The sequence below is a fragment of the Novipirellula sp. genome (assembly GCF_041583735.1).
Taxonomy (GTDB): domain Bacteria; phylum Planctomycetota; class Planctomycetia; order Pirellulales; family Pirellulaceae; genus Novipirellula.
Genome location: NZ_JBFHFD010000610.1, coordinates 1 through 5,272 on the forward strand (window position 1 = coordinate 1; position 5,272 = coordinate 5,272).

General features: G+C 53.5%; 3 protein-coding genes. 2 read left to right on the forward strand and 1 reads right to left on the reverse strand.

The genetic code is table 11. The annotated features are described in order from the left end of the window. The coding region (locus ABX962_RS29380) for a glycoside hydrolase family 2 TIM barrel-domain containing protein (RefSeq protein WP_372724852.1) at positions 1–2,895 on the reverse strand (2,895 nt) is incomplete at its 3' end. 235 nt (positions 2,896–3,130) lie between these two features. Here ABX962_RS29380 and ABX962_RS29385 point away from each other — a divergent pair. Together ABX962_RS29385 and ABX962_RS29390 are read left to right on the forward strand one after the other, a co-directional pair. Further along, the gene (locus tag ABX962_RS29385) at positions 3,131–4,207 is read left to right on the forward strand and encodes a Gfo/Idh/MocA family protein (protein ID WP_372724854.1); all 1,077 of its coding nucleotides are present in this window, start codon (positions 3,131–3,133) and stop codon (positions 4,205–4,207) included. A 64-nt stretch (positions 4,208–4,271) separates the two neighbouring features. Beyond that, the coding region (locus ABX962_RS29390; protein WP_372724856.1) for a DRTGG domain-containing protein at positions 4,272–5,272 on the forward strand (1,001 nt) is incomplete at its 3' end.

A 5,272-nucleotide genomic window follows, 5' to 3' on the forward strand; every position in this document is an offset into this window, starting at 1 on the left:
CGAGTTCGCTGCCGGGGACTGCAACTCAAATTGGTCCCATGCGATCCGGTGGCCGGCATCGGCCCAAGGGACTGCGGCGGGTAATTCAAACGAAATCGTCAATAGATTTTCACCGATCTTGTCGTCCAATCCGTCCACAGGCAACGTGATTTGTTGGCTTGTTAGCGGCTCGATATTCAATCGGTCGAGCGTTCCAGAGCGAATGGCGTCGCCATCACGGCGGATCACCCAATGAGCGACAAATTCGTTCAGATTGGTGAATAGAAACTTGTTTTTGACTTCGAACTTGCCTTGGGCCAAATCGATCGCAGTCACCTTGATGTTTTGATGAACCTTTTTGACTTCCCAAATATGGGGATTGAGACGTCGATCGGGTTGGACAAGTCCATTCATGCAAAAATTGCCATCGTTAGGCTGGTCTCCGAAATCACCGCCATAGGCAAAGAAGGTGTCGGGGCTGTTGGCCGGTCGCGGTTGCTCGCGGGTTTTCGTCAGATCGAGGTCCAAGACGAGTCCCTGTGTGCTCCGCTGCTTTACGGTCGCGACTTCGTCGGCCGACAATGCACGATCGTAAATTTTCGCTTCACGAATCGGTAGCGAGGTCACTCGATTGAGGACCTCCGAGTTGCGGCCAATGTTGACATCAAAAACACTTGGGCTGATGTTGCCTTGCAACTCCTTTTCACCCACTTGTTTTCCGTTGACGTACAGTCGTTGGTGTTTGCCGTCGTAAGTTGCCGTGATGCGATTCAGGCCATTGTTTAGCTTGGCGTCCGCATAGGAAACGCTCAATCCTTTCCATGCATCGGTGTACAGCGTAAAGTTGATTCCGCTGCCATCAAGCCGCAGCAGGTATTGGTGGTCGCCCTTGGAAATCAGCGGGCAATAGACCGACGCGTGATTGCCGTAAAATACCGCTTCGAGTGTCAAGGCTTGGGGCAACTGTAAGGCGTCAGAACGGTCGACGACGACCGCCCCGGTGACGCCGTTTTCCGCATCGACGTCTCCGAGGACTTTCGCGGTTTGGCCTGGATTCTGTTGGTCGGCCACGACCCAGGTGGCGGGGATTGGTTTACGAAGGCCTTGGTCAACCCAATCCCAGATAAAACCGCCTTGCAAGTGATCGTGGGACTCGATCGCGTCCCAGTAATCTTGGAAATTACCGACGCTGTTGCCCATCGCATGAGCGTATTCACACAAGATCAAAGGTCGATCGGGATTGTTTGACGCGTACTTGACGATTTCATTGATGCCGGCATACATCGGGCAACGAATATCGGTGTTTCGGTCACGGTAACCCGCTCGTTCATACTGGACCGGACGCGATGGATCACGTTGTTTGATCCAGTCGTAATCCGCCATGAAATTCACGCCGTTGCCGGCTTCGTTACCGAGCGACCAAATGATCACGGAGGGATGATTTTTGTCACGCTCGACCATCCGTACGGTGCGGTCCATATGGGCTTTGCCCCAAGCGGGATCCTTGGCGAGCGATTCACCGCCGTAACCCATTCCATGCGATTCAATGTTCGCTTCATCGACCATGTACAATCCGTATTGGTCACATAGATCGTACCACTGCGGGTCATTTGGATAGTGGCTGGTACGGACTGCGTTGATGTTGAACTGCTTCATCAACTTGATGTCTTCGATCATCGAGGCGACCGAGACCGTGTGTCCCGTGTCGGGATCATGTTCGTGCCGATTGACGCCTTTTAAATAGACGTATTTGCCGTTGATATGCAGTCGGCCTTGTTTGATTTCGACCTTGCGGAAACCGACTCGCGAAGTCGTCACTTCGATGACTTTTCCCTGGTCATCCTGCAGCGTCAAAAGCAATCGATAAAGGTTTGGTTTCTCTGCTGACCAAAGCTTCGGCGCGATGACTTCTTTCGTTAGCGTTCGGTTCGTTGAGCTGTTGGCGGGAACCGTTCCAGTCGCGATCACATCGCCGAAGACCGTTTGATTGCGATCGTCGATCAGTTCGGCTTCGACCGTGAAGCTCTGCTGCGTGTTGTTTGTATTGGCGATTTCGATATCCACCGACAATTTTGCGTCTTTGTAATCCGAGTCCAAGTCGGTATGCACAAAAAAATCACGCACTTGTAGTGCGGCTGCCGACCACAGAAAGACGTCGCGAAAGATTCCACTGAGTCGCCAAAAGTCTTGATCCTCCAGATAGCTGCCGTCGCTGTAGCGATAGACCTCCACGGCCAATGTATTGTCGCCTGGTTTTAGATAAGACGAAATGTTGAATAGTGCAGGGGTGCGACTGTCCTGGCTGTAGCCAACCTTTTCGCCATTGACCCACAGATAAAACGCCGAGTCGACACCATTAAATTGCAGGAACGTTTGGCGATCCTTCCAATCGTCTGGGATCGCAAACTGCCGGCGGTACGATCCGACCGGATTGCGTTGATCAAAATTGGTGAAGTGTTTGGGCGGCTCGCCCATCACGCGAGGCGGATCTTTTTTAAACGGGTAGGGGATGTTGGTGTAAAGCGGAACGCCATAACCATGCAACTGCCAATTGCTCGGTACCGCCAAATCATCCCAGTCACGGACGTCAAAATCGGGGAGGTAAAAATCCGCGGGCCGCTCACTCGGTTGTTTTGCCCAGTTGAATTTCCAGATCCCATTGAGACTTTGGAAATAAGGGGTCGCCTCTGGAGTCGCCTGCATCGCACCCGCACGATCGGAAAACGGCAGCGAGGTGGCTCGTGGCGGTTGCTTGTTCCGTGAAACAATCTGTTCGTTCTCCCAATCATGGGGTTCTGCGATCGCCGAAGTCGTCCAAAAGCAAAGACAGAACACATAGGCGGCCAATAGGATCGAGCGAATGAGAGGGTGGGTTCGCGGAGGGTTTCCTCCGTTGACTTGCGTTTCAGAAAGCATCTTGGTCTCACTCTTGGTTTTCATCGACAGGAGAAATATTTTTGACTGAGAAGCGGCAGCATCGTCGATGGCTTGGATGCTGCCGTGCGTATTGGGGGTTGGGTCAGTCTAACGGAATTGTGATCCACTCGCACATTCAGGGCGTTGCAAAACGCTACAATGGATCGTCGTTCACGGTGACGCCGATGACACGATTTTTTCCATCCCTCACCCCCTTGCTGTTAGTGTTTCGGACATGGCTCGATTTAAAATCGCGGGTATCAACTTTGACCATTTTCATATGGGGGATTTGTTGCGAATGGTGCACGAACACCCCGGCGCCGAGATCGTCGGACTGTGCGACGATGATCCTCAGCGAATGACGACTGCGGCAAAATCATTTCATGTTCCCGAGGAACAGATTTTTACCGATCATGTGGCGTGTCTACAGCAAACCAAGCCCGATCTGGTGATCCTTTGCCCGGCGGCGTCGCATCATGGCGAGTGGGTCGAAAAAGTGGCTCCGTTCGGTTGCGACATTATGGTCGAGAAGCCGTTTGCCGGGTCGCTGGCCGAAGCCGACCGCATGATCGCGGCCACGCAGGCCTCGGGCAGCCGATTGGCGATCAATTGGCCACTGACTTGGATGCCGTCGCATCGCACCGCCAAGCGATTGATCGACGAAAGCATGATCGGCGAGGTCCTCGAAGTGCATCACTATGGCGGCAATCGTGGACCGCTGTGGCATGCCGCCGATAAGGTCGAACGCACCGCCAGCGATGTCGAACGTGAAAAACCCAACAGCTGGTTTTACAAGCGAAACCAAGGGGGTGGGTCGCTGCTTGATTATGCCGGCTACGGAACGACGCTGGGGACGTGGTTCATGAACGGCCGTCGTCCGATCGAAGTCAGCTGTGTTGTCGACCAGCCAGAGGGTTTAGAGGTGGACGAGCACAGTATCATTGTTGCCCGCTATGACACCGGTTTGTCCAAGTTTGAAACTCGCTGGGGAACCTTTACCGATCCGTGGACACACCAACCACACCCCAAGTGCGGTTTTGTGATTGTGGGAACTCGGGGAACGATTTCCAGCGAAGACTATGCCGACGTCGTTAATCTTCAAACCGAAAGCCACCCCGCCGCCCGTCCAATCGCTGTGGACGAGCTTGCCCCGCCACAGCAGAACCCGGTGCAGTACATGGTCGATGTGATTACCCGCGGAGGGCAAGTCGAAGGACCGCTGAGCCCGGAAATCAGCCGCATTGGTCAACAAATTGTCGATACGGCGGTGCAAAGTGCGCAGCAGCGGGCGACGTTGCCGCTGCTGGATTAGACAATCCTTATTGTAATTCCAAATTCTATTCTCCCTTGCATTTCTCCTTCCACAGCAATTTGGTATGCCCGACAGTCTCTATATTGCGACGAATGAAAACGCGACCGGAAAGCGAATGGTTGCCCTTGGCGTGATGGAATTGGCGATGCGTCGCTTTGACCGCGTCGAATTTTTTCGCCCCGTCGTTCGCACCCACCCGAGTGATGATCAGAGTATTCGCTTGATGCGATCGCGTTACCAGATCACAACGGCCCCGGAAGAGATGGCGGGGGTGACGCGAATCGAAGCACGCCGGATGCTGGCGGAAGATCGTTACGACGCGTTAATCCAACGAATACAACAGCAATTTAAACACTTGCAAGAGACCTGCGACTTTGTGATTGTCGAGGGGACAAGTTTTCAAGGATTGGCGCAAGAAATCGAATTTGAATTGAACTCCGATATCGCGGTCAATCTTGGCTGCGCGATCATGCCGGTTTATTCGGCGCGTGGGAAAAGTGTCGAAGACTGTATGCAGTCGATTTACATTGGGAACGACAGTATTACGGACCGCGGCGGACAGGTGATTGCCACGGTACTGAACCAAATCGATGCTGCGAACGCAGCGGAGCTGCGGTCAGCCTACAACCAAACATCGTCGGCTTCCCAAGTCCCCTTATACTTGCTTCCTGAGGAACCGCTACTGCGTCAACCGACGCTTCGCGAGATTCAAGTGGGACTCAATGCGACCAAATTCAGTGGTGATGAAACAACATTCGATCGCGAGGTGACTCGACTAAAAGTTGCGGCGATGTTGTTGCCGGACTTCCTCGAGCGTTTGTACCCGTCGAGCTTGGTTATCACGCCGGGGGATCGCAGTGATATTTTGGCGGGCTGTGCACTGGCTTCTCTTGATGCCAATGGACCTTCGCCCGCAGGCATCTTGTTAACCGGCGGGATGTTGCCACCGCTGGCGGTCCAGCAACTCATTTGCAATACATCCGGCATGCCTGTTTTATTGACATCGGTCGATACATTTACCGCAGCAACCGAAGCGTCAAAGATCCGCGCTGAAATCGGCGAACA

Excerpts from the sequence above, each read along its gene's own strand:
- ABX962_RS29385 (WP_372724854.1), top strand. The coding sequence starts at position 3,131 with ATGGCTCGATTTAAAATCGCGGGTATCAACTTTGACCATTTTCATATG.